Raw genomic sequence first — 23,661 nt, forward strand, 5'->3', positions numbered from 1 at the left:
GAGGGACGACGGCGCGCGCCGGTCGTGTCAGCAGGGAACGGGCGCACCCTTGCGGCTGTAGAAGAACCAGGTGACCACCACGCAGAGCGCGTAGAAGATCATGAAGCCCCACAGTGCCGCGTTCGGTGCGCCGGTCAGGCTGATCGACGTGCCGTAGAATTTCGGGATGAAGAAGGCGCCATAGGCCGCGATCGCCGAGGTGAAGGCGATGATCGCCGAGCTTTCCAGCTCCGATTGCTTGAGAGTGGCGGCAGCGTCCAAATGCGGGTTCAGACGCGGCACTTCCTGACGCATGATCGAGGGGATCATCTGGAAGGTCGAGGCATTGCCCACGCCGGTCAGGAAGAACAGCGCCATGAAGCAGGCGAAGAAGCCCCAGAAGTTGCCTGCGTCACCGGCCGAGGGCAGGAACTGCAGAACGCCCCAGACCGCCACGATCATGCCGACGAAGGTCCAGAAGGTCACGCGACCACCACCGAACTTGTCCGAGATCCAGCCCGTGCCAGCACGGCTCAGCGCACCCACGAGCGGACCGAGGAAGGCGTATTGCAGCGCGTCCACTTCGGGGAACTGCGTCTTCATGAGGAGCGGGAAGCCCGCCGAGTAGCCGATGAAGCTCCCGAAGGTGCCGGTGTAGAGCACGCACATCACCCAGTTGTGGAAGCGCGAGAAGATCACCGATTGCTGCTTGAACGAGGCGCTGGCCGACGCGATGTCATTCATCCCGAACCATGCGGCTATCGCCGAAAGCACGATGAAGGGCACCCAGACGAAGCCCGCGTTTTGCAGGAAAAGCTCACCACCGGCAGTCAGTTGCTGCGGCGCGCCGCCAAGCGCGCCGAACACGCCCGAGGTGATCACGATCGGCACGACGAACTGCATCACCGACACGCCCGCATTGCCAAGACCCGCGTTCAGCGCCAGGGCATTGCCCTTGGTCTTCTTGGGGTAGAAATAAGCAATGTTGGCCATCGAGGAGGCGAAGTTGCCGCCGCCGAAACCGCACAGCAGAGCGAGCAGCAGGAAGACGGTGTAAGGGGTATCGGGGTTCTGCACCGCAAAGCCGATGCCCAGTGCGGGCAGAAGCAGCGTCGCGGTCGAGAAGGCCGTCCATTTGCGGCCGCCGAAGATCGGGATCATGAAGCTGTAGAAGATGCGCAGCGTCGCGCCCGAAAGACCCGGCAGCGCCGCAAGCCAGAACAGTTGGCCGGTGGAGTAGTTGAAGCCGATCGCCGGAAGCTTTGCGACCACGACCGACCACACCATCCAGACCGAAAAGGCCAGCAGCAGGTTCGGGATCGAGATCCAGAGGTTGCGCGCCGCAATGGCACGGCCACGCGATGACCAGAACTCGGGATCTTCAGGACGCCAGTCGACAAGGGTGTGGCCTTGCTGCGCGACCGCTTGGGATGAGGTTGCCATGGGTTGTTCCTCCCGTTTGGCGGATTGATGGAATTGCGGGGCCCGGCGCGTTCTCGTCGCGCCCCGCGGTCGCGCGTCAGGCGCTGGCTACGGCCACTTTCCGGGTCTCGATCGCGTTGAGAGCGTGTTCGAGCTCGGCATTGGCCTTGTCGGCGCGTTTGCGCAAAGTCTGGATGTTGGCGATCGCGAAAGCCGCGCGCTCCTCATCTTCCTGCCTCGTGGAGAAGCGGACGAAGAAGGCGAGGAACGAGGCGGCGGTGACCACCATGCCCAGGATCAGGAAGGCCTCGTGCCAGTCCATCGCGCCCTTGAAGAGGAAGCCGGCGAGCACCGCACCGGCGTTACCGCCCGCGCCCACGACACCGGCCACCGCGCCCAGCGCCTTCTTGTTGATGAAGGGCACCACCGAATAGGTCGCCCCTTCCGCCATCTGCGTGAAGAGCGAGAAGACGATCAGCGACGGAAGAGCGAGGAAAAGCACCTGCATCTGGCTGAAGATCATCAGCGCGATGCCTTCGAAGAGGAGGCACATGAAGAGCCAGAAGGACCGGCCGCGCAGCCCCCAGAGCGAGCCGAAATTGTCACCGAACAGACCGCCCAGCGTGCGCGCGAAGATGTTCATCAGGCCGAAGGAGGCAGCGACGAGGCCGGCGGCCACGAGGCTCAGGTTGAAGTAGTCCGCGAAATAGAGCGCGGCGACGTTGTTGATCGTCAGCTCGATGCCGAAGCACGCGCCGTAGATCACGAACAGCATCCACACGCGGTAGTCAGCCATCGCGGTCCAGTAAGCGCCGGTGACGGTCTTCTTTTCCGGCATCATGCCACGGGCGCGCAGGTCGTCGTAATTGCCGTCGGGCGCATCCTGCGTCAGGAAGTAGTAGCCGATCCCGATAAGAAAGATGATCACGCCGACGACGACCATCGACAGGCGCCAGCCGAGCGCCTCGGAGAAGCCGAAGCCCACCACGAAGACCGAGAAAAGCAGCGGCATCACGAATTGCGTCACCCCGCCGCCGAGGTTGCCCCAGCCCGCCGAGGTGGCGTTGGCCTGGCCAACCACGTTCGACGCGAACATCACCGAGGTATGGTATTGGGTGATGACGAAGGACGCCCCGATCCCGCCGATCAGGATACGGAAGATCAGGAAGGTGGTGAAGTCATGCGCAAGGCCGATCCCCATCACCGGCAGAGAGCCGAGGATGAGCAGCCAGGTGTAGGATTTACGAGGGCCAATCCGATCCACGAGCCAGCCGATGAACAGACGCGCGAAGATCGTCATCGACACCGAGCCGATGATCGCCCAGCCCACCTGACTCTTGGTCAGGTGCAGTTCGTCGCGCACCACCGCCATGAGCGGCGCGATCCCGAACCATGCAAAGAAGCAGGCGAAGAACGCAAACCACGTCATGTGGAAGGTTCGGATCTGCACCATCGTCACGTTGAAAAAGTTTGGCCACAGGGAGGTGGCCTTGTTCTGGAGCTCCATGCTCTGTCCCTCCTGGTATTTCATCCGTTGCGAAACGGAAGCGTCACGAGGAGGTATGTCGAGGCACGCACGCAGGAGGCTTGATCAAGATCAAACTCTCCCGGAAGCTGGGGCGAAATAAACGGCGCCGTAGAATCAGTCACGTCGCATGACGCAACGCATCAAGGCGTCATGGGTGGCATGTCAGCCGCACGCTTGATAAATATCAAGTCAACACCACGCACCAGCCCTGAGCGAAGGAAAACGAATGCCGATTCGGGTCAAGGATGACGAAGCCGCAGAGGTTCGGGCGCTCGATCTTTTCACGGGCCTCGAAGACGATGACTTCGCAGCCTTGATGCGGGGGGCCTATGTGCAGACCTTCCCTCCCCGTATCGAACTGGCCAGTCAGGGCGAGCGCAGCGATTTCCTGCATGTGGTCACTGGCGGCGCGGTCGAGATGTTCGCGAGCTGGAACGGGCGCGAGACCGTGATGGCCACGCTCGAACCGGTATCAACCTTCATCCTCGCGGCGACGATCTGCGACGCGCCCTATCTCATGTCGGCGCGCACGCTGGAGAAATCCCGTATCGTTCTGGTGCCATCGGAAGACGTGCGGAAGATCTTCGACATCAACGCCGATTTCGCGCGAGCGGTCGTCACGGAACTGGGCCGCAGCTACCGCGCGGTGGTCAAGAGCACCAAGAACCTGAAACTGCGCACATCGCTGGAGCGGCTCGCCAACCACCTGCTGCAGCGCTACGCGATGGAAGGCAATCCCACCGCCTTCGAACTGGGGCAGGAAAAGCGCCATCTGGCTTCCTATCTCGGGATGACGCCGGAAAATCTCAGCCGGGCGATCCGCCAGTTGGAGCCTTACGGTGTCACTTTCGAAGGCAATATCGTGACGATCACGAACCCGGAGGATCTGACGAACTTCGCCAAGCCTTCGCCGCTGATCGACGATCCCTGGTCGTGATCGTCAGCGCCGACCCTCTGCCTCGTCGATCAACCCTTTCACCCAGACGGAAAAGCCCCATGACGCGGGCACGCCCAGCGGCAGCGAGAGCGCCAGCGCCACGAGCGGCGGGATTGCGGGCAGGCCGATCCATTGCCCCATCAGCCCCAGCATGAAGAGGTTGATCGCGACCGCCGCCGCGGCGAAGGGATAAAGCAACACCATCAGCCGCGACAGGCGCAGTCCCTCAGTGGCTGGTGCCGTCATCGAAGGTAATCTTGTTCCAGACATTGTATTTCCCCGAGGGCTTGCGCATCGGCAGCCGCTTCACCTCTTCGAGCGTCTTCGCATCATAGACGATGACCGCGCCATCATCCTCCCAGATCGAGACCAGCGCATAAGAGCCGTCCTTGGTGAATTCGACATGGGCGACCGTCTTGCCCGGCGCGGGATCGAGCGTCTTGACGATCTCGAGGCTCTGCTTGTCGATGACGTGCATCTTGTCCTTGTTCGGACCGAAGAAGACATCGGCCCAGACATAGGGCGAATTCTCATGGCTGCGCAGGAAGAACCCCGGCCCCATCGTCTTGATCTGGCGCACAAGCGACCAGTCCTTCATATCGATGACCGAGAGCACGCCTTCCTTGAGATGCGGCGTCGCCATCACGCGAGAGCCATTGCGCTCCCAGCTGATCCCGGAACCCAGATGCGGCATTCCCGGCAGCGGCAGTTCGGAGATCGCGCGGCCCACATCGAGATTGACCACCACGCCCTTGTCGCCGTCGCGGTTTGCACCGATCAAATTGCGATAGTCGGGCGAGAAGAAGAAATCGTCGAGCGGCTCGTCGATCAGGATGCGGCGGCGTGCGAACAATCCCTCCTCGGCGCCGAGCTGTTCTTCCATGCTCTGCTCGTGGCTGTGCACGAAGCCGTCATGGAAGGGCCCGGCGTTCGGGCTGGTCGCGATTTCCCAGATTTCCGGCGCATCCTTGAGCGCGAGAACGAAGCTTTCGCGCTGCGGCGCCTGATAGACCGCCGAGACGCGCGATGGCGTGCCGTCGCGGGCGACCACGTCGCGCACTGTGACCACCGACAGATCCTCGGTCGACAGGATGGTCAGCGTGCGTGGCAGGTAATTGGCGACCGCGAGCCATCTACCGTCATGGCTCATCGCGATGTTGCGGCTATTGAGGCCCGCGCGCACCTGACCGACCACCTGCAGTGACCAGATATCGTATTTCTGCACCCAGCCGTCACGGCTCATGATGAATACATAATGCCCGTCGGGAGAGAATTTCGGGCCACCATGGACTGCGAAAGGCGTCGCGAAGCGGTCGAGCACCTCGAACGTGTCTCCATCGAGCACCGACACATGGTGATCTCCAGTTTCCACGACGAGGGTGATGTTCATCGGATCGGCGGTGAAGACCGGCGCCTTGGCGGGTTTGTAATCCGGGTTCAGCTCCAGGCTCTCATTCGCCATCTCGACCGACCACCGCGGCACCTCGGCGAGCGGCGTTTCGACATAGCGCGAGATCGCGGCGATCTGCTCTGCAGTGAGTTGATCGGAAAACCCCGCCATCTGCGTCGCGGGACGGCCCTCGGCGATCACTTTTTCCAGCTTGGGCCCATACATCCGCCCGAGCGTTTCGGGGATCAATGCCGGACCCGTGCCGCCAAGACGCCCTTCGCCATGACAGACTGCGCAATGCTCGTTGAAAAGGGCCGCCGCGTTCGGTTCGGCCTCGGCGGCTTGTGCGACGCTCATCACGGCAAGCAACACGACGATGCTCGTCACCACCCCCCCGGCCGGAAGCGCCAACGAGCGGTGCAGAGGATAGCGGGCGAGCGGATCAGAAGAAGCGATGCGCGGGGTCATGGCTCTTGCCTCGGAAAGGGGTGACGGTGACGCGCTGAGCCTCGGCATCGAGGCCGATCTCGGACGCGCCAAGATAGCAGGCCGGATCTTCGGCCCAGGGATCGCCGGTCAGTTGCAGCGCGCGGATCCGGGTATTGCCGCCGCAGACCGACTTGTAGGCACAGGCACCGCACCGCCCCTTGAGCGGGCGGGGCCGCGTGCGCAATGTGGCCAGCATCGGATCGTCGCCGGTCCAGAGGTCCGAGAACGGCGTCTGCTTGACGTTGCCGATCGTGTAATCGGACCAGTAGGTGTCGGGATGCACACGGCCCAGCGTGTCGATATTGGCGACGCCAAGTCCCGAGGAGTTCCCGCCCCATGCCTCCAGATGCGCCCGGATATGGGAGGCTCTCTCGGGGAAATTCTTCTCGACCCAACGCAGGAAATAGACCGCATCGGCATCGTTGTTGCCGGTGACGATCTCCAGCGGCTGATCTTCGGCCACCGCGACCCAGGCCCTGTCGAGCAACTCGTCGAGGGCCGCGCGGGTGCGGCCATGTTCGGTGTCATCGCCGCGGTGCTTGTCGCCCCGCCCGGCATAGACGAGATGCGAGAGGTAGAACTTGTCGGCACCCTCGCGGTCGCACAGATCCATCATCTGGCCCAGCTGATCGGCGTTGTCCTCGGTGATGGTAAAGCGCAGCCCCACTTTCACATTCCGCGCGAGCAGCTCGCGCACCCCCGTCAGCGCCGCGTCATAGGCTCCTTCGAGGCCACGGAACCAGTCATTCGTCGCCCCGATGCCGTCAAGCGAGATCCCGACATAGTCGAAGCCCAGATCCGCAATCCGACCGGCATTCTCGGCATTGATCAGCGTGCCATTCGTCGAGAGCGACAGGTGGCGGAAGTTCAGCGCCTTCGCACGCTCGGCCAGTTCGAAGAAATCGAACCGGGAGAGGGGTTCGCCGCCCGAGAGGATCAGCGCCGGAATGCCGTAAGCCTTGAGATCGTCGAGGACCCCCATCGCCTGCTCGTGGCTCAGCTCGCCGGGAAAATTCACATCGGCCGAGGTGGTGTAGCAGTGACGGCAACGAAGATTGCAACGCCGCGTGAGGTTCCAGATCACCACCGGCTTCACCGGCCCCTCGCGGCGGCGCACCGGGGTCGGATGGACCAGTTCGCGCATGTATTGGGTCAGTCGAAACATCGTCTCAGTCCTTCCTCAGCCGCAGCCCGGTCTTCTTCAGGATGCGGGTCGAATAGAGAATGTCGCTCTCGCGGCAGGCTTCGCCCAGGAGGGCCGCGATCTGGGCGCGCTTGGTCTCGACCTCGGCGCGGTCGTGTCCGTGGATCATCGCGAAGAGATTGTAGGGCCAGCCCTCGCCGCGCGGACGCAGGTAGCAATGCGAAACGAAGTCGAGCGCGCCGATCATGGGACCGAGATCGCGAACCTTTTCGTCGTCGACGTCCCAGACCGACATGCCATTCGCCGTCATGCCGAGCGCGTAATGATTTGGCGCAAGCGCGATGCGACGGATCACTCCGCGCGCCAGCATGTCACGCATCCGCGCCATGACCTCGTATTCGCTCAGACCGATCTGCGAAGCGATCTGGGCGTAGGGCTGCGGGCACAGGGGCAAGCCGCCTTGCGTGGCCGCGACGATCCGTTTCTCGATTGCATCCAACATCAGGCTGTGACCCTGAAACCCACGAAGAACTCTTCGAGTTTCGGGAAACGGAGCACCTTCAGCCCCGTTTCCCGCTCGATCTCATCGGCTGTTGTCTCGATACCTTCCGGAGCTACCGCGGCGAGGACGAACCACATGTTCAGCCGATGAGTGCGTTCATAATTGTGCGCGACCTCCGGGTGGGCATTGACCAAAGTCATGACCCTCCCGAAATCACTTTCGGGCACCTCCATCGCGCAGAGGCAGAACTCTCCACCCATCGGCGCGACGTCGAAGAACGGACCGAAACGGGTGATCGCCCCGATCTCGCGCAGGTTCGCAAGCCGGTCAATCAACTCCGCCCCGGTCACGCCAAGACCGGCCCCCGCCTCGTCGAAGGGACGCGACGCGATCGGAAAGCCGTCTTGAAGGGTGTTGAGAATAGCGCGATCGATCGCGTCGAGCGCATCATCGGGAAGCGGCTGACGTCTCATTGCGCAGCCTCCAGCCTGGGACGATCGAGCAAGGCACCGGTCTGCTTGAAGCAGCGGATCGAGAACAGGACCTGATGGCTCGCACCCGCCAGTTCCGGCAGTGCGGCGGCCTTTTCGACCGCCGCCAACGCCTCACCGCGGGTCTTTGCGTGGATCATCGAGAACAGCGTGTGATCCCACTCCGGCGTGCCGCGACGCTCGTAGCACAGCGTCACCTCGGGCAGGTTCACCAAGGCATGGCCAGCGGCGGGCACACGTTCCTCGGGCAGTTTCCACACCACCATCGCGTTCGAGCGCCAACCCAGGGCGCGGTGACGCACGATCACGCCAAGGCGGGTGATGATGCGCGCATCGAGAAGCGCCCGGATACGGGCCAGAATATCGGCTTCGGAGCGACCGAGATTGCGCGCAAGCTCCGCATAGGGTTCCTCGGTGATCTCCAGCCCGTCGGTCAGCGCCTGCAAAATCGCTCGGTCGCCTTCCTGGATCGCCCCGGTATCGGCCCCTTCCCCCATGCGCAGACCATGGCGTGGTCCGTTCAGCTTGAACCCGAGATCGACATTGAAAGCCCGCTTGAGCGGAAGATCGAGAACCGGCAGACCCGTGCGCGCCTCGATCCGCGCCAGTGTCGCCGCCAGCATCTCGGCATCGGGGGCGGTGGCGACAAACCAGATGTTCCAGTCGTGCTCGCGCAGGTAGGAATGGTTCACGCCGGGTTCCTGCCCCACGATCCGCGCCATCTCGTCGATCTGCCACTCCGGCGCGGCAATTGCCGCGAGCGTCGAGACACCGACCGTGTTGGGCCGGCAGGTCGCCCCGACCCGCGCGACCGTGCCTTCGGCCACCATTTCGCGCAGACGCGCAATTACCCGGGGGACCCCGACGCCCAAGTCGCAGGCGATCGCGGAAAAGGGCTCGGGCGTCACCGGAAAACCGCGCTGCCAGTCGTCAAGCAGACGGTGATCCAAATCGGTCAGGTAGGCCATGTTTCAAAGCCCCAGTCTGTGGGCGCGCGCGGTGAAGAAGATCCCCGAGGGGCTTTCCGCCTCGATCTCGCCGATGGGTTGCAACGTCGTCGTGTCGTAGATCACCACCTTGTTTTCATCGCGCACCGAGACCCATGCCTCCGTGCCGCGCGACGTGAATTCCATGTGCAGAACCGCCGGGCCGGGTTTCATCTCGCCGACGATCTGGTGCGTCATCGAGTCGATCACCTGCACCGTGTCGTTGAGCGGGTGGGCGAAGTTCACCCAGACCTGTCGACCGCCCGGCCGCGCCATCGCGAAGACCGGCTGGCCATAGGTCTCGGTGCGGCCGGTCTCTTCGAGCGAGCGCGAGTCGATCCAGAGAACCTCGTGGTGATGGACCGCCGGCAGCACGATCTGGTCGCCCGCCTTCGCCCAGCCCTCGAGATGGGGCATCTTGTAGACGGGCATTTCCTCCTGCCCACGTCCGTAATGTGGCAGGATGCGTCGCGGCTCGGGAGTCTCGTCCCACAGGTCGATCGCGGCGAGCCCGTCCTCACCGAATAGCCCCGCGATATAGGTGCGCCCGTCATCGGTCACCAACGCATCATAGGGTTGCTCGCCCACATGGGCGAAGGTTGTGATCCTGGGCTCTACCCCCGACATGTCGACGATCCGGGTCTCGCCCGTATCCCAGACCGAGAAGACAAATTTGCGGCCCGGGGCGTCCTCGAGCCCCAGCGCTTTTCCCTCGGCCGGGATATCGGCCACGAGATCGAGCGTGTCGGCATCGAAGATCTTGATCCCGCCGGGCTCGTAATTCGCCACCGCGATCAGCTTGCCGTCATCCGAGATCGCCCCGCCGATCGAATTCCCAGATTGCAGGACCCGCTTCACGATTTTCTGCGAGAGAATGTCGATCTTGCTCAGCCCGCCATCGCGACCGAACACATAGGCAAAGCGTTCGTCGGGCGAGAAGACGAGAGAGGCGTGCGATAGATCTCCGAGCCCTTCGATACGCCCAATCGCGGCATGTTCGGACTGGTCGATGATCAGGACCGAGCCCGTCGCGCGCTCGACGATCACGCCGAGATCTCCGGTGGCACGCAACTCGGTCGCGCCGAGCGGGGCGGCCAGCGCGGAACAGAGCAGCAGGGCGGATGAGAGAGTGAGGGCGCGTTTCATTTCTCTGCCTCCAGCAGATAATCGGCAATCCAGTAGGCTTCCTCTTCGGTCATGATCGGACGCCAGGGCGGCATCGCTGTGCCGGGCATGCCGTCGAGGATGATCGTGGCGAGAGTCTCGCGGTCCTGCCCGTCGAGAGCCTCGCGGGTGAGCGGCGACCCGAGACCGCCCTTGCGGGTCAGGCCATGACACGAGCCGCAATCCTGTGCGACGAGATGGCTCAGCCGCGTCGCGTCGGCGGCGGTGATCTCACCGGCGCCCGCCGGCAAGGCGGCGAGGATCAGCAGGGCTGCGAGGCTACGCATGGGCCGCAAGGCCGTGGCGTTCCAGCCAGTCAGAGACCGGCAGGCCGTGCGCCTCCTCCGCCTTGTAGAGCGAAACCACCTCGCCGATGAAAAACAACACCGGCGCCTTGAGACCCGTTGCGGCCTCGGCGATCGTGTCGAGCTGCCCGACGACGCGACGTTCGCGCGGGGTGGTCGCCGAAGCGATGGCCATGGCGGGCGTGCTCGCAGGCAGGCCGCGCGCGATCAGTTCGGCGGAAATCGTGACCATATTGGCGGCGCCCATGTAGACGACGAGCGTGGTCTCGGGCGAGGTCAGGCTGTCCCAGTCGAGGTCGAGATCGGCATCCTTCGCGCGATGGCCGGTGACGTAGCGCACGCCCGTCGCCAGCCCGCGATGGGTCAGCGGCACATGGGTCGAGCTGGCGGCACCCTGAGCGGCGGTGATGCCCGGAACATAGTCATAGGGGATACCGGAGGCTTCGAGTTCGGCGGCCTCTTCCGAGCCACGTCCGAAGATCAGCGGGTCTCCCCCCTTCAGCCGCGCGACGCGCAGCCCCCCGCTCGCAAGCTCCACGAGAATTTCGTTGATCCGATGTTGCGGCACGCAATGATAGCCGGCTTCCTTGCCGACCGCGACCAGTCGCGTCGTGGCGGGGATCAGCGCCATGATTTCGGGAGAAACGAGGCGGTCATAGACCACGACATCGACCTCTTTGAGCAAGCGCAGCGCCTTGCAGGTCAGCAGTTCCGGATCGCCCGGACCAGCGCCGATGAGATGAACCTTGCCAAGCTGGGTCATATGTCGTCTCCCTTGCAGCTCGCTCGCGTGAGGATGAGAAGGGCCAGACGGCCCCTCCCCTGTTTTCCGAGAGGATCAGTAGATATCCTTTTGGGTGTTGGTGACGTTGAACTTGCCGGTCGGCGTGATCAGGCGCGGGTCCTTGATCACCCGTTTCAGCTCCAGCGTCTTGTCATCGACCACGACGATCGCGCTCTCCTTGTCCTTGGCGTTCCAGACCGAGAACCAGACTTCCGTGCCTTCCTTGTTGAATTCAGGCTGCACGACGCGCGGCTGGCCATCGGTGATGCCCGACCATTCGACGATCGGCAGGACCTTGAACTCGGGATCCGCATCCGCCGTCATCGAGTCGATGTTGAACACCGCGACCGAGCCCGAGATATCGGCTTCGGGGTTGAGCGGCGCGTCCACATAGAGGTGGTTCGAACCCGGATAGGTCTTGATGAAGAGCGAGCCGCCACCCAGCGCGTAGAACGTGTCCACGAGCTTCCAGGCATTGTCGGCATGGCCCTCGGGGTCGGTCCCGATCAGCGCCACCGTCTCGTCGCCCAGGTGCGAGGTCGCCCAGACCGGCCCGAAGACCGGGTGGTTAAAGTTCGCCCCCCGACCCGGGTGCGGCGTCTGGCCGTCGGTTTCGACGATGCCGACGAGCTTGTCTTCCTTGGTGTCGACGATCGCCACCTTGCCGCGCGCGTTGGCCGCCACGAGGAAATAGCGATGGGTACTGTCGAACCCGCCATCGTGCAGGAACCGTTCCGCTTCGATCTCGACCGTCTTGAGGTTCTTCAGATCGGTGTAATCGACAAGAAGGATCTTGCCCGTTTCCTTCACGTTGACGATGAACTCGGGATTGTAGTGCGAGGCCACGATCGAGGCGACGCGCGGTTCCGGGTGGTAGGTCTGCTCGTCATAGACGTTGCCGCGGGTCGACACGATCTTGAGCGGCTCGAGCGTCTCGCCGTCCATGATCACGTATTGCGGCGGCCAGTAGGAGCCGGCGATCGCATACTTGTCTTCCCAGCCTTCGAATTTCGACGTCTCGATCGAGCGCGCTTCCGAGCCCACCTTGATCTCGGCCACCGTGTCGGGCTTTTCCATCCACAGGTCGATCATGTTGACCTTGGCATCGCGGCCGATGACGAACAGGTAGCGACCCGAAGCCGACAGGCGTGAGATGTGAACCGCATAGCCGGTGTCGATCACGGCGTGGATCTCGTAGGTCGCGCCGTCGATCAGCGCCACCTGACCGGAATCGCGCAGCGTGACCGACATCAGATTGGTGATGTCGATATCGTTCATCTTCTGGGTCGGACGGTCTTCGGGCGCGACTATGACCTTCCAGCTGTCTCTCATCTCCGGCATCCCGAATTCGGGCGGCGCGGGCGGCTCGAGCAGCACGTAGCGCGCCATCAGGTCCACTTGCTCTTCGCTCAGTTCGCCGGAGGTCCCCCAGTTCGGCATCCCCGCCGGTGAACCGTAAGTGATGAACGCGTTGAGGTGATCGTAGCCAAGTTCCCGCGTGATATCGGGCGTCAGGGGCTTGCCGGTCGCGCCTTTGCGCAGCACCCCGTGGCACCCCGCGCAACGCTGGAAGTAGATTTTCTTCGCGGTGTTGAACTCGTCGGCGGTCATCACCGGATCGCCCGGTTTCCGTCCCGGAAGTTCGACCTGAATCTCGGCCAGAGTCGTCATCGAGGGCTCATAGGCCGCGGCGGGCGTGTCGCCATGGTCGGCGGGCTTTTCCTCGGCCCAGGCGCCGGAAACGCCAAAGGTGAGCGCCAGGGCTGCGCTGGCGAGCAACGTCGTCCTGGCTTTTTGAGCTTGGGTTTTCATCACGGGAATCTCCGTTCGCTGGTGAGGCTGAGCGGAAGATGGCGCTTCACGCGGGCGTGATCCTTGACTTTCGTTAAGGCGGCAGACGGCCCTGTTCGCGATTGTGCGGGCAGTTTCCTTGGTAGATCCCACATGACACCAAAGACTCACTGTTTCCCTACGACTTGCGCGCGCGTCTTCGGACGCCGCGCAGTTTTTTGTCTGGGAATTCTTCTCTCTTCCTTCGCGCTCGCTCAGGCGCAGCATCTCGACGCTCCGGCCCGCTCGGGAACCGGAGGCGTGGCCACTGACGCGATCAGCGCAGCCCAGCCCGACGCCACCCTCGCAACCGACTTGCTCGGCGTTGCCGGACCCGTTTCGCTGCGCCGGTCGGCAGAAGGCGTTCCCGGCTGGGGCGTCGTCTCGGCAAGCGGCGAGACGCTCGGCTATATCGGCTCGACCTGGGAAATCGCAGGGTCGGTCGGCTATTCGGGGCGCCCGCTTGATATTCTCGTCGCGATCGACACGAAGGCGAAGATCGCCGGCGCGCGGCTGATGCGGCATTCCGAGCCGGTGCTGACGCTTGGCATTTCCGAAGTGGACATCGCCGCTTTCGTGAACGGTTTCGCGGGGATCGACCTTGCGGCCCCGCGCTCTGAAATCCTCGAGCCCCAGGAGGGCGCCCCCGACGTGATCGCCCGCGCCACGGTTTCGACCGGGGTGATCCGCGACGGCATCTTGCGCACCGCCCGCACCCTCGCGATCGGGCGCGGGCTGATCTCGGACAGTGCCGGCATCGACCGGATCAGCTATGCGCCCTCGGACTGGAATGCCCTTCTCGCCAAGAAAGCCCTGCGCCGCGGCTTCGCGAGCATGAGCGACGCGGCACTTGCCTCAGCCGAAGCGAAAGTTTCGGTGCAGCCGGGCGAGGCTCCCTTCCTCGAATTCTGGACCGGCTTGATCGACCCACCGACCGTCGGACAGAACCTGCTTGGTCAACAGCTCTACACGCAAGCTGTCGGCTCACTCGGTCCGCGTGATGCTGCGCTGATCGTGATCTCGCGCGGGCTCTATTCGCCGCGCGGTCCGCTCTGGCGCAGATCGGGCCAGTTCGACCGGCTTACCATCTTGCAGGGCGCAACGCGCTATCACCCCAAGGCCGAGGATGTCCTGATCGTCAAGCGCCTCGCCATAACGGGCGCCCCCGAGATCAAGGAGGCGAGTGTCTTTCGCCTGCCCGGAGACGCGATCGATCCGACTTTGCCCTTCCGGGTCGAGGTCACCGCAAGCTGGCCCGCCAGGACCGGCGCGCAGATCGTCTATGTGATCGGCGCCGATTACGCACTGCCGGCAATCTGGCGCCTCGCACCGCCCGCCCCGCCCGAGCCTCTATGGCGGGAAATCTGGGCAGCCAAACGCATTCAAACCGGCATCGTCGCGACCATGCTTGGCGTGCTGACACTGATCCTCTTTGCACAGGAATGGATCGTGCATCGCCCGAAACTGTGGCGCCGGTTGCGGCTCGGCTTCCTCGCCACCACGCTTTTCGTGCTCGGATGGGGGCTCAACGGTCAGCTTTCGGTGGTGCAGGTCGTGGCCTTCGTTCAATCGCTGTTTTCCGGCTTCCGCTGGGAGACCTTCCTGATCGAACCGGTGATCTTCCTGCTATGGGCTTTCGTCGCCTTGGGTCTGTTGTTCTGGGGGCGTGGTGTCTTCTGTGGCTGGCTCTGCCCCTTCGGCGCGTTGCAGGAGTTGCTCAACGAGACCGCACAGAAACTCGGCATCAGGCAAATCTCTGTTCCGCAGGCGCTCCACGAGCGGCTCTGGGCGCTGAAATACACGCTCTTTGTCGCGATCGTCGCGCTCTCGTTCTATTCGATGCACGACGCGCTGGTCCTTGCCGAGGCCGAACCCTTCAAGACCGCGATCTCCCTGCGCTTCCTGCGTGCCTGGCCCTTTGTCCTGTTCGTGCTGGCGCTTCTGGTGGCGGGCCTCTTCGTCGAGCGGTTCTATTGCCGTTACCTCTGCCCGCTGGGCGCGGGGCTCGCGATCCCGGCAAAGCTGAAGATTTTCGACTGGCTCAAGCGCCGCTCGCAATGCGGCCGCGAATGCCGGTATTGCGAGACGCAATGCACCGTGGGCGCCATCGACCCGCTGGGCCGGATCAACCCCAATGAATGCGTGCTCTGCCTGCGTTGCCAGGTGATCCAGCATGACGAGACCGCCTGCATGATCCTCAAGCGTCGCGCCCGCGCCGCTCAAGCCGCGAAGGAGAGCAACAAATGAGTGCCATGAAACGCCTCTTCGGAGAAGGATTCCGGGTCTTCTTCCTCGCTGCCGGGATCTGGGCCTTGGTCTCGATCCTTGTCTGGGGACTTTATCTGGGCATCCACGCGGCTGGCGGGATGCTCTGGGATCTGCCCTTCACGATGGCCCCGCATCTCTGGCACGGCCACGAGATGATCTTCGGATACGGCACCGCGGCAATGGCGGGGTTCTTCCTGACCGCCGTGCCGAACTGGACGGGCGCACAGGCCGCGCGCCATGCCTTCATCGCGAGCGCCGCAGCCCTGTGGCTCGCCGGGCGGGCCGCGGTCTGGTATTCGGCGGCGTTGCCCGACTGGCTCGTCGCAGCGATCTGCCTCGGGTTTCTGCCGATCCTCGGCGCAAAGCTCGCGATGCAGCTCGTGAAACGCCCAAAGCCGCAGAATATGATGTTTCTCGGGCTGATCACGCTGCTCTGGCTTGGAGAATGGCGCGTTCAACTCGACTGGATGGGTCTGCCCTGGGGCGACGCCGAGGCCGGACTGCGCGGCGGGCTTTACGCACTCGTCGCGATGATTGCCGTGCTTGGAGGGCGCGTAACCCCCGCCTTCACCCGCAATGCGATCATCCGCGAGTCGCTTGAAGCGCATGGACACGAGCCCGCCGAAACCGCCTTGCCGGAGAAACGCGCCCACCTTGAAAAATTGGCCATCATCGCCGCCATCGCCACCGCCATCGGGGCGCTCGCAGGGCTTCCGGATTTCATCGAGGGCACGGTGATGCTGGTTTTCGGCCTCGCGCAGATGACCCGCATGATCGGCTGGAAAAGCGGCTTCGCGATGACGCGCCCGATCCTCGCGGCTCTGCATCTGGCGATGGCGCTGACCGGGCTGGGCGCGCTGCTCGGGGGGCTGGCTCTGCTCGGCTTCGGCTCCGAGATCGGAGCGCTGCATGTCACGGCGATCGGCGGCGTGGGAGGGATGACACTCGCAATGATGAGCCGGGCAACACTGGGCCATACCGGCCGGCCGCTCATCGCGCCCTATGGCATCGCGCTCTCCTATGCCTTGCTGCCACTGGCCGCGGCGCTTCGTTGGGTGGCGTCGGCCTTCCCCGCCGAGTTCTACTTTACCGGAGTGCTCGGTTCGGCCCTCGTCTGGACCTTCGCCTTCGCACTCTATCTGGCCGCGCTCTGGCCCGCCTTCTGGTTGCCACGCCTGCCGCGCATGGAGACTTCGAGATGAACCGGCGCCAAGCCCTGACCCTGATCGCCGCCGCGGCCGCCATGCCGGTGCTGTCCGCGCGCGGTGCGCCATTGCGCCAGACCTGGGAAGGCCGCGCTATGGGGTCCCCCGCCCGGATCACGCTGAGCGGGGTCACTTCCGAGCACTCTTTCGCTATTTTCCAGAAAATAGAGAAAGAGATAGAGCGGCTCGAAAACCTCTTCTCCTTGCATCGCGATAGCGCCCTGACCCGGCTCAACCGCGACGGAAGACTGGCCTGGCCCGAGCCGGAGATGCTCGAGGTGATCGAGATCGCGACTTCCGTTCACGCCGCCACGCGCGGCGCCTTCGACCCGACGATCCAGCCGCTCTGGCAGGCGCTTGCGCTCGGGCGCGATCCGGCAATGGCGCGCGCCCTCGTCGGCTGGGAGAATCTTTCCGTGAACGAACGCGAGATCCGCCTCGCGCGCCCCGGCATGGCACTGAGTTTCAACGGGATCGCGCAAGGCTACCTCGCCGATCGGATCTCGGCGCTGTTGCGTGCGGAAGGTTTGCGCGATGTGCTCGTCGACATGGGCGAAATCGCGGCCCGGGGGCAGCGCCCCGTGGGCGGTCCCTGGCGGGCGGCACTGGCCGATCCGCTCGGCACGATCAAGGGCGAAACGGACCTGAGCGATCGCTGTCTCGCGGTCTCCTCCCCGCGTGGCACGTTGATCGGTCCGGAGGGAGCGCAGTCCCATATCCTCGGACCGCAGGGTCAACCCCCGCGCTGGTCGCTGGTCGCGATTACTGCGCCTTCGGCGGCGCTGGCCGACGCACTTTCAACCGGGGCCTGCCTGTTGACGCGCGACGCGATCGACGTCGCACTCGGCCAGTTCCCGGACGTCCAGCTCGCGCATATTTCCTGACGCAATCGCTCACGATTGACTTTCGTTAAGGCGAGTCGGTTCACGACGGGGTGATCTGCCGGCATCGACAATCGCTCCGAAAGGAAGGCGCAATGCGCGAAGTCATGACCAAGAGCATGGCCCGCAATATTTTCTATGGCGGATCCCTGTTCTTCATCCTCATCTTTCTGGGCCTGTCAGCCCATAGTCACTTCTACATAACGAACACTTCGACGAATGCCGAAACGCTCACGCCCTCGGTGATCGCCGGCAAACGGATCTGGGAAGAGAAAACCTGCATCAACTGCCATACGATCATGGGCGAAGGCGCATACTTCGCGCCGGAACTGGCCAATGTGATGACCCGCTGGGGGATCGAGCCAGACGACCATGAGGGCGCGAAGGACGCGCTATCGGGCTGGATGCAAGCGATGCCCACGGGCATCGAGGGGCGCCGCCAGATGCCCCATTTCGACCTGACCGACGAACAGTTCCAGGAACTCGCCGATTTCCTTCTCTGGGTCGACACGATCGACGCCCAGAATTGGCCGCCCACGGATGCCGGCTGAGGCGAGAGGAGACAGATCCATGAAATACCAGACTCAGAAAATCGCGCTCGTCTACATGGGCACCGCGCTCGGCCTCTTCGCCATTCAGGTGACGATGGGCCTCATCATCGGCTGGATCTATGTGCAGCCGAACTTCCTGTCCGAGCTGCTGCCCTTCAACGTCGGCCGCATGCTGCATACCAATGCGCTGATCGTCTGGCTGCTGCTGGGCTTTTTCGGCGCGGCCTATTTCCTGCTGCCCGAGGAAAGCGAGCGCGAGATCCACTCGCCGACGCTGGCCTATCTCCAGCTGATCATCCTCGTGGTCGGCACGCTGGGCGCGGTGGTGACCTACACCTTCAACCTCTTCGAAGGGAATATCTTGCTCGGCAAGGAGGGGCGCGAGTTCCTCGAACAGCCGATCTGGGTGAAGGTGGGCATCGTCGTGGCCGCGCTGATGTTCCTCTACAACGTCACGATGACGGTGCTGAAGGGGCGCAAGACCGCGATCACCAACATCCTGCTGCTCGGCCTCTGGGGGCTGGCGCTGCTGTTCCTCTTTGCCTTCTACAACCCCGGCAACCTCGCGCTCGACAAGCAATACTGGTGGTATGTCGTGCACCTCTGGGTCGAAGGCGTGTGGGAACTGATCATGGCCTCGATCCTCGCCTACCTGATGCTGAAACTGACCGGCGTTGACCGCGAGGTCGTCGAGAAGTGGCTCTACGTGATCGTCGCCGCCGCGCTGTTCTCGGGCATCCTGGGCACCGGGCACCACTATTACTGGATCGGCACGCCGGGCTACTGGCAGTGGATCGGCTCGATCTTCTCCTCGCTCGAGGTGATCCCCTTCTTCGCGATGATGGCCTTTGCCTTCGTCATGGTCTGGAAGGGCCGCCGCGACCACCCGAACAAGGCGGCGCTGCTGTGGTCGCTCGGCTGTGCGACGCTCGCCTTCTTTGGCGCAGGCGTCTGGGGCTTCCTGCACACGCTGCACGGGGTGAACTTCTACACCCACGGCACGCAGATCACGGCGGCCCATGGTCACCTCGCCTTCTTCGGCGCCTATGTCGCGCTGAACCTCGCGATCATGTCCTATGCCTTCCCGATCCTGCGCGGACGCGACCCCTATAACCAGGTGCTCAACATGGCCTCGTTCTGGCTGATGGCGGGCGGCATGACCTTCATGACCTTCACGCTGACCTTCGCGGGCACGGTGCAGACCCACCTGCAGCGCGTGATGGGGATGAACTACATGGAGGTGCAGGACCAGCTCTGGGTGTTCTACGTCATGCGCTTCGGCTCGGGCGTGGCGGTTGTGCTGGGTTGCGTGCTCTTCATCTACGCACTGGCCTTCCCGGGTCGTGAAGTCGTGGCCCCCGGCCCCGCCCAACGCTCCAAGGAACCCCCTGAAACCGTCCCGGCCGAGTAATCCCGGCCCGGACGCCCACAAATGACAGGAGTGCCAGGAATGAACGCGCATATGAAACTGGAGGGGGCGGCCGAAGCCCCTTTCTACCTGCCCCAAGGCGATGAGTGCGACGTTTTCGCAACCGCCGCTCAAGCCGATTTCCCGGTTCTTCTCAAGGGACCGACCGGCTGCGGCAAGACCCGCTTCGTCGCGCATATGGCCGCGAAGCTGGGCCGGCCACTCTACACGGTGGCCTGCCATGACGACCTCTCGGCGGCCGACCTGATCGGACGCTACCTGCTGAAGGGAGGCGAGACGGTCTGGGTCGACGGTCCGCTGACTCGCGCGGTGCGCGAAGGCGCGATCTGCTATCTCGACGAGGTGGTGGAGGCCCGCAAGGACGTGACCGTCGTGCTCCACCCGCTGACCGACGACCGGCGCATCCTGCCGATCGACCGCACCGGGGAAGAGCTGGAGGCCGCGCCGGGCTTCATGCTCGTGGCCTCCTACAACCCCGGTTATCAGAACATTCTCAAGACTCTCAAACCCTCGACCCGCCAGCGCTTCGTCGCGATGGAGTTCGACTTCCCCGCGCCGCAACTCGAATGCGAGGTCGTCGCGCGCGAAAGCGGGCTGGCCGAGGACCGCGTGAAGTCGCTCGTGCGTCTCGCCGGAAAGCTGCGCTCGCTCAAGGGGCAGGATCTGGAGGAAGGGGTCTCGACCCGGCTCGTGGTCTATGCCGCGAGCCTGATTGCGCTTGGCATGAGTGTCGAACGCGCGATCGACACCGCAATGATCGAACCCTTGTCGGATGATGAGGACGTCAAACGCGGGCTCCGCGATCTTGTCACGGCCGTTTTCGGGTGAGGCCGGCCGTGTCCAGGATCGAATTCGAGCCATGGGAACCCGAAGAGAGTGTCGGGAAACTGTGGCACGCAATCGCCAGCCGTCTGGACGCCCCAGAGGCGTATGACGGAGCCCGCGTTGACCTCTCCGAGGTCGGCGGACGGCTGGCAGTCTTCTTCCGCGCGCTCGGTGGCCCCGCAGCCACCGAACTGCGCCCCGTTGCCCATGAGGTGAGCCGGCACCGGCTCTCCTTTCTGCGCCGCCTCGGTACCGAGGCCGAGACCGCGCCACGCGCGAGCTTCGATGGCGAGGCCCTGCGTCTGCCCGCGCAGATCGCAATTTTTCCCGCGCGCGAAGCCAATGCCGCGGTGTATCTATGGCTTGCCGCCTGCGCGTCGCAAGCTCCGGTCATTTCAGCCGCGCCGGACGATCCGTTGCAGGCAGATCTCGCCCGGATTGCAGACGCGAACCGGATGGTGCGCGCCACGCTCGCAGAAGCACCGGGTCTTCGCGCGCTTTACGCCGATCTCGCCGCGGCGATCGCCAGCTTGCGGCCGATGCCTTCCCTGCCGCCTTCCGAAGCCGCCGTCGAGGCACTGATCCGGGCCGAGCTCGGAGATCCCGCCGAACTTTCCGATCTGGCCCACAGCTACCGCGATGCTCTGCGGGCGGGCGAACTGGGGTCGATCTGCGCGCCGCGCGGCTACCGCCCTGCGCGCCCGGTCGCCCTTTGGCCCGATCTACGCCAGACAGGCCGGTCCGAGCCGACCGCGGTGGAAACCCGCGCGGCAGAGCCCGCCGCCGAAGAGGCGAGCGAAAGCGACAAGATGCATCGCGCGCGCCGCCGCAAGGCCGACCAGATCGAGCGCAATGACAGCTTCATCCTGCACAAGTTCGAGGCGATCCTCAGCTGGGCGGAATTCCTCAACCTGAACCGCCGCGTCGACGATGACGAGAATGACGACGCTAAGAAGGCTGCCGACGACCAGGAGGAAATCGGGCTCGGCCAGATCTCCAAGGCTCCTGCGACGCGGTTGAAGCTCCACCTCGATCTCGCCCCGGAAGATGCCGATCGCGAGCGGGTTTCGGGCCGGTTCCTCTACCCCGAATGGGAGGCGCGCTCTGGCGCCTATCTGCCCGACCACTGCTGCGTCCTCGCAAGTCCCGCCGATCCGTCCGAGGAATCGCCCGCCTTCGTCACCGACACCAAGGCCGCGCGGCGTGTGCGCGCCGTGAAGCGCCAATTCGAGGCCCTGCGCCCGGGGCGGGTGACGACATCCGGCCATCTCGACGGCGACGATCTGGACATGGAATCGACGGTGCGCGCCGCCGCCGACTTACGCGCAACCGGCGAGGCGAGCGAGCGCATCTGGCGCCAGTCGCGGCCCCTGAAGCGCGATCTCGCAGTCTCCATCCTGCTCGATGTGTCGCGATCCACCGAAAGCGCGGTCTCTGGCCGCCAAGTGATCGACATCGAACGCGAGGCGCTGGCGGCGCTGGCCTGGGGGCTCGATGCCTGTGGCGATGATTTCGCGATTCACGCGTTTTCGTCGCTCAAGCGCGACCGGGTCTACATGCTCGGCTGCAAGGAGTTCGGGGAGCCGATGGGCCCTGCCGTCGAAAGCCGGATCTCGGCGCTGAAACCGGGCTTTTACACGCGACTTGGCGCCGCGATCCGTCATGCCTCCGCCGATCTCGCACGGCAGGCGCGCAAACGTCGGCTTCTTCTCGTGATCACCGATGGCAAACCCAATGACCTTGACCATTACGAAGGTCGCCACGGCATCGAGGACAGCCGCATGGCGGTGCTCGAGGCGCGCCGCTCGGGCGCGAGCGTCTTCGGCATCACCATCGACCGCGAGGGCAAGGCGTGGTTCTCGCGCATTTTCGGACGTGGCGGTTTCGCGGTGATCCCGCATCCCGACCGGTTGACGGCGGCGTTGCCCGAAATCTACCGGCAGTTGGTAGGCGCATGAGCGAGACCGGCACAGACGATTTCTCCCCGCTCGACCAGCTTCCGGGCGACCTGATGATGTGGGTTCTGATCGTCTCGGAACTGCTCGTCTTCGGGGCGGGGCTGGCCGCTTTCCTCGGGGTGCGGATCACCGATCCTGCGGGCTTCGCGGCGAGCCAGGACCTGTTGCACCGCACTGCTGCCGGGGTGAACACGCTGGTTCTCGTGACCTCTGGCTTCCTCGCAGCCCTCGCGGTGCGTTCTGCCGAGGCGGGACGGATCGGCGCCACACGAGTGCGTCTCGCCGCGGCATCGGCACTGGGCCTCGTCTTTCTTGTGATCAAGGGTTTGGAATATCTCGAGAAAGCCCGCCACGGCATCGGCATCGAGACCGACAGCTTCTTTACCTTCTATTACCTGCTGACCGGGTTTCATGCCGCCCATGTCATCGCCGGGATCGTGATCCTCGGCCTAGTCGGCATTCGTTGCGCACCACGCACCGTCGAGGTGGGCGCCGCCTTCTGGCACATGGTCGATCTCGTGTGGGTGTTGCTTTTTCCCGTCATCTATCTGTTGAGGTAAGCCATGCGCGCGCTTCGTGATCCTCTGATCCGCGCCTGGGCCTGGCTGATCGCCCTGTCGGCAGCCTCCACCGCGCTGGCGGTCGCGGTGAGCCAGGGCCTTCTGAGCGGGCGCGGCGTCACCCTCGGCGGGGCGGCGATCCTGATCCTCGCCTGGGCCAAGGCGAACGTGATCCTGTCGCGCTATCTCGGACTCGCGCAGGCGCCGTTCTGGCATCGCGGCTTTCGGATCGTGCTTGGCCTCTATGCAGTGCTGCTGCTCGGTCTCTACCTGATCGCCTAGCGCTTCGCCCAGGCCTCTGCCGGGTCTTCCTCGACATAGTCGCGCAGAGCCTCGATGTCGTCGATGATGGCGAGGCTCTGTTTCACCTGCACACCTTTATCGCGCAGCTTCGCAAAGGCACGGCTGAGGCTCTCGGGCTTCATCCCGAGACGTCCAGCAATCAGCACCTTGTCGTAGGGCAGCGCAACTTCGCAACAGCCCTCCTCGCAGGGCGCAAGCTCAAGCAGGAACTCGGCCACGCGCTGCGCCCCGGTCTGCGCCTTGAGCTGTTCGATCTGTGCCACGAGCCGATGCAGATGCGCGAAGGTCGCAGACAGCAGCGAGAGCGCGAGACCCGGCTGCCGTTCGATCAACCTCAGAATCGCGTCCGTTTCGAGACGGATCAGGGTCGCTTCGGTCGCGCATTCCGCCGAGACCGGATAGGCATCGTGCGAAAACGCCACCGCTTCGCCGAAACTGTGACCCTTGGTGAAGACCCCGACCACTGCCTCGGACCCGTTCGGCGCGATGCGATAAAGCTTCACCCAGCCGCTGACGACGATATAGACCGCGCGCGCCTGCTCACCCTGGAGAAAGATCGTCGCCCCCCGATCGAGTTGCCGCAGCATCGCGGTCGAGAGTATCGCGTCCTGCGCATCGCGCGGCGCGCTCGCCAGAAGCAAAGATCGACGGGCGGTTTCAAGATAGTGACTTTGCATATGGCGTCCCCTTCGTCGGGACTTCTTCGCATTTTCAGACTGTCAGGTGAAGG

The 23,661-nt window shown here is 64.0% G+C and carries 23 protein-coding genes; 10 read left to right on the forward strand and 13 right to left on the reverse strand.

Annotated features, from left to right (window positions below; translation table 11 throughout):
• Positions 1 to 27 precede the first annotated feature (27 nt).
• Both BMI90_RS04315 and BMI90_RS04320 read right to left on the reverse strand, forming a co-directional pair.
• A complete protein-coding gene (locus BMI90_RS04315; RefSeq protein ID WP_078526349.1) occupies positions 28 to 1,422 on the reverse strand; it encodes a NarK family nitrate/nitrite MFS transporter in 1,395 nt (464 codons plus the stop codon).
• Positions 1,423 to 1,498: 76 nt separating this feature from the next.
• Positions 1,499 to 2,908, reverse strand: a complete 1,410-nt coding sequence (locus tag BMI90_RS04320; RefSeq protein WP_078526351.1) for an MFS transporter — start codon at positions 2,906 to 2,908, stop codon at positions 1,499 to 1,501.
• A gap of 247 nt (positions 2,909 to 3,155) precedes the next feature.
• Between BMI90_RS04320 and BMI90_RS04325 the strand changes: the two genes are divergently transcribed.
• Complete coding sequence (locus BMI90_RS04325; protein ID WP_078526353.1) at positions 3,156 to 3,866, forward strand: cyclic nucleotide-binding domain-containing protein; 711 nt, start codon at positions 3,156 to 3,158, stop codon at positions 3,864 to 3,866.
• A 3-nt stretch (positions 3,867 to 3,869) separates the two neighbouring features.
• Here the strand turns inward: BMI90_RS04325 and BMI90_RS04330 are convergent, their stop codons facing one another.
• The 10 genes from BMI90_RS04330 to BMI90_RS04375 form a co-directional block, all read right to left on the reverse strand.
• A complete protein-coding gene (locus tag BMI90_RS04330; RefSeq protein ID WP_078526355.1) occupies positions 3,870 to 4,112 on the reverse strand; it encodes a hypothetical protein in 243 nt (80 codons plus the stop codon).
• Complete coding sequence (locus tag BMI90_RS04335) at positions 4,093 to 5,613, reverse strand: cytochrome D1 domain-containing protein (protein WP_146671225.1); 1,521 nt, start codon at positions 5,611 to 5,613, stop codon at positions 4,093 to 4,095. The genes BMI90_RS04330 and BMI90_RS04335 overlap by 20 nt, the downstream gene beginning before the upstream one ends.
• An 85-nt stretch (positions 5,614 to 5,698) precedes the next feature.
• Positions 5,699 to 6,910: a heme d1 biosynthesis radical SAM protein NirJ gene (nirJ, locus tag BMI90_RS04340; RefSeq protein WP_078526359.1), complete on the reverse strand. Its 1,212-nt coding sequence runs from the start codon at positions 6,908 to 6,910 to the stop codon at positions 5,699 to 5,701.
• A 4-nt stretch (positions 6,911 to 6,914) separates the two neighbouring features.
• Positions 6,915 to 7,391, reverse strand: coding sequence for an Lrp/AsnC family transcriptional regulator (locus BMI90_RS04345; protein ID WP_078526361.1), 477 nt, complete (start codon positions 7,389 to 7,391; stop codon positions 6,915 to 6,917).
• Positions 7,391 to 7,864 carry an AsnC family transcriptional regulator gene (locus BMI90_RS04350; protein ID WP_078526363.1) on the reverse strand — a complete coding sequence of 158 codons (474 nt, stop codon included), beginning with the start codon at positions 7,862 to 7,864 and terminating at the stop codon, positions 7,391 to 7,393. Before BMI90_RS04350 ends, BMI90_RS04345 begins: the two co-directional genes overlap by 1 nt.
• On the reverse strand, positions 7,861 to 8,850 hold the full coding sequence (locus tag BMI90_RS04355; protein WP_078526365.1) for an Lrp/AsnC family transcriptional regulator: 990 nt from the start codon (positions 8,848 to 8,850) through the stop codon (positions 7,861 to 7,863). The genes BMI90_RS04350 and BMI90_RS04355 overlap by 4 nt, the downstream gene beginning before the upstream one ends.
• 3 nt (positions 8,851 to 8,853) lie before the next feature.
• Positions 8,854 to 10,014 (reverse strand): cytochrome D1 domain-containing protein, encoded by a 1,161-nt coding sequence (locus tag BMI90_RS04360; RefSeq protein WP_078526367.1) that lies wholly within the window; start codon positions 10,012 to 10,014, stop codon positions 8,854 to 8,856.
• Positions 10,011 to 10,319, reverse strand: coding sequence for a cytochrome c (locus BMI90_RS04365; protein ID WP_078526369.1), 309 nt, complete (start codon positions 10,317 to 10,319; stop codon positions 10,011 to 10,013). The genes BMI90_RS04360 and BMI90_RS04365 overlap by 4 nt, the downstream gene beginning before the upstream one ends.
• Positions 10,312 to 11,100 (reverse strand): uroporphyrinogen-III C-methyltransferase, encoded by a 789-nt coding sequence (gene cobA / locus BMI90_RS04370; protein ID WP_078526371.1) that lies wholly within the window; start codon positions 11,098 to 11,100, stop codon positions 10,312 to 10,314. Before cobA ends, BMI90_RS04365 begins: the two co-directional genes overlap by 8 nt.
• 75 nt (positions 11,101 to 11,175) lie before the next feature.
• Positions 11,176 to 12,933, reverse strand: a complete 1,758-nt coding sequence (locus tag BMI90_RS04375) for a nitrite reductase (protein WP_078526373.1) — start codon at positions 12,931 to 12,933, stop codon at positions 11,176 to 11,178.
• Positions 12,934 to 13,212: 279 nt separating this feature from the next.
• Here BMI90_RS04375 and BMI90_RS04380 point away from each other — a divergent pair, with 279 nt between their 5' ends.
• From BMI90_RS04380 to BMI90_RS04420, 9 genes are all read left to right on the forward strand, one after another.
• Positions 13,213 to 15,198: a NosR/NirI family protein gene (locus tag BMI90_RS04380; protein WP_246831484.1), complete on the forward strand. Its 1,986-nt coding sequence runs from the start codon at positions 13,213 to 13,215 to the stop codon at positions 15,196 to 15,198.
• Positions 15,195 to 16,421: an NnrS family protein gene (locus BMI90_RS04385; RefSeq protein ID WP_078526376.1), complete on the forward strand. Its 1,227-nt coding sequence runs from the start codon at positions 15,195 to 15,197 to the stop codon at positions 16,419 to 16,421. Before BMI90_RS04380 ends, BMI90_RS04385 begins: the two co-directional genes overlap by 4 nt.
• Positions 16,418 to 17,308 (forward strand): FAD:protein FMN transferase, encoded by an 891-nt coding sequence (locus tag BMI90_RS04390; RefSeq protein ID WP_078526378.1) that lies wholly within the window; start codon positions 16,418 to 16,420, stop codon positions 17,306 to 17,308. The genes BMI90_RS04385 and BMI90_RS04390 overlap by 4 nt, the downstream gene beginning before the upstream one ends.
• A gap of 92 nt (positions 17,309 to 17,400) precedes the next feature.
• Positions 17,401 to 17,856, forward strand: a complete 456-nt coding sequence (locus tag BMI90_RS04395) for a cytochrome c (protein WP_078526380.1) — start codon at positions 17,401 to 17,403, stop codon at positions 17,854 to 17,856.
• A gap of 19 nt (positions 17,857 to 17,875) precedes the next feature.
• Complete coding sequence (locus BMI90_RS04400) at positions 17,876 to 19,267, forward strand: cbb3-type cytochrome c oxidase subunit I (protein WP_078526382.1); 1,392 nt, start codon at positions 17,876 to 17,878, stop codon at positions 19,265 to 19,267.
• 39 nt (positions 19,268 to 19,306) lie between these two features.
• Positions 19,307 to 20,113 (forward strand): CbbQ/NirQ/NorQ/GpvN family protein, encoded by an 807-nt coding sequence (locus tag BMI90_RS04405; RefSeq protein ID WP_078526384.1) that lies wholly within the window; start codon positions 19,307 to 19,309, stop codon positions 20,111 to 20,113.
• Between the two features lie 8 nt (positions 20,114 to 20,121).
• Positions 20,122 to 22,068, forward strand: coding sequence for a VWA domain-containing protein (locus BMI90_RS04410; protein ID WP_078526386.1), 1,947 nt, complete (start codon positions 20,122 to 20,124; stop codon positions 22,066 to 22,068).
• A complete protein-coding gene (locus tag BMI90_RS04415; protein ID WP_078526388.1) occupies positions 22,065 to 22,628 on the forward strand; it encodes a cytochrome c oxidase subunit 3 family protein in 564 nt (187 codons plus the stop codon). The genes BMI90_RS04410 and BMI90_RS04415 overlap by 4 nt, the downstream gene beginning before the upstream one ends.
• Before the next feature lie 3 nt (positions 22,629 to 22,631).
• Positions 22,632 to 22,910, forward strand: a complete 279-nt coding sequence (locus BMI90_RS04420; protein ID WP_078526390.1) for a hypothetical protein — start codon at positions 22,632 to 22,634, stop codon at positions 22,908 to 22,910.
• On the opposite strand, the gene BMI90_RS04425 is transcribed toward BMI90_RS04420, so the two are convergent.
• Complete coding sequence (locus BMI90_RS04425) at positions 22,907 to 23,608, reverse strand: Crp/Fnr family transcriptional regulator (protein ID WP_078526392.1); 702 nt, start codon at positions 23,606 to 23,608, stop codon at positions 22,907 to 22,909. The genes BMI90_RS04420 and BMI90_RS04425 overlap by 4 nt on opposite strands.
• Positions 23,609 to 23,661: the final 53 nt, after the last annotated feature.

The organism is Thioclava sp. L04-15 (genome assembly GCF_002020275.1).
GTDB classification, from domain to species: domain Bacteria; phylum Pseudomonadota; class Alphaproteobacteria; order Rhodobacterales; family Rhodobacteraceae; genus Thioclava; species Thioclava marina.

Bases quoted from the DNA above. Each gene is read 5' to 3' on its own strand.
- BMI90_RS04330 (WP_078526355.1), bottom strand. From the start codon at position 4,112: ATGACGGCACCAGCCACTGAGGGACTGCGCCTGTCGCGGCTGATGGTG.
- BMI90_RS04345 (WP_078526361.1), bottom strand. From the start codon at position 7,391: ATGTTGGATGCAATCGAGAAACGGATCGTCGCGGCCACGCAAGGCGGC.
- BMI90_RS04365 (WP_078526369.1), bottom strand. From the start codon at position 10,319: ATGCGTAGCCTCGCAGCCCTGCTGATCCTCGCCGCCTTGCCGGCGGGC.
- BMI90_RS04420 (WP_078526390.1), top strand. From the start codon at position 22,632: ATGCGCGCGCTTCGTGATCCTCTGATCCGCGCCTGGGCCTGGCTGATC.
- nirJ (WP_078526359.1), bottom strand. From the start codon at position 6,910: ATGTTTCGACTGACCCAATACATGCGCGAACTGGTCCATCCGACCCCG.
- cobA (WP_078526371.1), bottom strand. From the start codon at position 11,100: ATGACCCAGCTTGGCAAGGTTCATCTCATCGGCGCTGGTCCGGGCGAT.
- BMI90_RS04335 (WP_146671225.1), bottom strand. From the start codon at position 5,613: ATGAGCGTCGCACAAGCCGCCGAGGCCGAACCGAACGCGGCGGCCCTT.
- BMI90_RS04400 (WP_078526382.1), top strand. From the start codon at position 17,876: ATGAAATACCAGACTCAGAAAATCGCGCTCGTCTACATGGGCACCGCG.
- BMI90_RS04350 (WP_078526363.1), bottom strand. From the start codon at position 7,864: ATGAGACGTCAGCCGCTTCCCGATGATGCGCTCGACGCGATCGATCGC.
- BMI90_RS04320 (WP_078526351.1), bottom strand. From the start codon at position 2,908: ATGGAGCTCCAGAACAAGGCCACCTCCCTGTGGCCAAACTTTTTCAAC.
- BMI90_RS04395 (WP_078526380.1), top strand. From the start codon at position 17,401: ATGCGCGAAGTCATGACCAAGAGCATGGCCCGCAATATTTTCTATGGC.
- BMI90_RS04390 (WP_078526378.1), top strand. From the start codon at position 16,418: ATGAACCGGCGCCAAGCCCTGACCCTGATCGCCGCCGCGGCCGCCATG.
- BMI90_RS04425 (WP_078526392.1), bottom strand. From the start codon at position 23,608: ATGCAAAGTCACTATCTTGAAACCGCCCGTCGATCTTTGCTTCTGGCG.
- BMI90_RS04385 (WP_078526376.1), top strand. From the start codon at position 15,195: ATGAGTGCCATGAAACGCCTCTTCGGAGAAGGATTCCGGGTCTTCTTC.
- BMI90_RS04315 (WP_078526349.1), bottom strand. From the start codon at position 1,422: ATGGCAACCTCATCCCAAGCGGTCGCGCAGCAAGGCCACACCCTTGTC.
- BMI90_RS04360 (WP_078526367.1), bottom strand. From the start codon at position 10,014: ATGAAACGCGCCCTCACTCTCTCATCCGCCCTGCTGCTCTGTTCCGCG.
- BMI90_RS04375 (WP_078526373.1), bottom strand. From the start codon at position 12,933: ATGAAAACCCAAGCTCAAAAAGCCAGGACGACGTTGCTCGCCAGCGCA.
- BMI90_RS04405 (WP_078526384.1), top strand. From the start codon at position 19,307: ATGAACGCGCATATGAAACTGGAGGGGGCGGCCGAAGCCCCTTTCTAC.
- BMI90_RS04325 (WP_078526353.1), top strand. From the start codon at position 3,156: ATGCCGATTCGGGTCAAGGATGACGAAGCCGCAGAGGTTCGGGCGCTC.
- BMI90_RS04355 (WP_078526365.1), bottom strand. From the start codon at position 8,850: ATGGCCTACCTGACCGATTTGGATCACCGTCTGCTTGACGACTGGCAG.
- BMI90_RS04415 (WP_078526388.1), top strand. From the start codon at position 22,065: ATGAGCGAGACCGGCACAGACGATTTCTCCCCGCTCGACCAGCTTCCG.